Source organism: Neisseria sp. P0021.S007 (assembly GCF_051956855.1).
The window spans coordinates 1-444 of sequence record NZ_JBQCXA010001703.1; the positions used below are offsets into that span (position 1 = coordinate 1).

At 53.8% G+C, this 444-nt stretch carries 1 protein-coding gene; it reads left to right on the plus strand.

Annotation, left to right across the window (positions count from 1 at the left end; all coding sequences use genetic code 11):
* Nucleotides 1-444, plus strand: a 444-nt coding sequence (locus tag ACTHUR_RS21010; protein WP_440400749.1) for an MltA domain-containing protein, incomplete at both ends; no start/stop codon positions are given.

A 444-nucleotide genomic window follows, 5' to 3' on the forward strand; every position in this document is an offset into this window, starting at 1 on the left:
TTTTGTTTCCGTTCCGCTGGCTGCAAACTTGAGGGGCAGCAAAGCCACCGTCCGCATCCGTCAAACCGGCCCAAACAGCGGCGTCATCGACAACAGCGGCACATACACGGCCGACTTGTCCAGATTCCCGATTACAGCACGCAGTACTGCGCTGAAAGGCCGTTTTGAAGGCAGTCGTTTTGTTCCTTACCACACCCGCAGCCAAATCAACGGCGGCGCGCTTAACGGCAAAGCGCCGATTTTGGGTTATGCAGATGATCCGGTCGAACTTTTCTTTATGCACATTCAAGGTTCGGGCCGTCTGAAAACGCCGTCCGGCAAATACATCCGTGTCGGATTTGCCGATAAAAACGAACATCCGTATGTTTCCATCGGCCGTTATATGGCGGACAAAGGCTATCTGCCGCTGGGTCAGACCAGTATGCAGGGCATCAAGGCCTATAT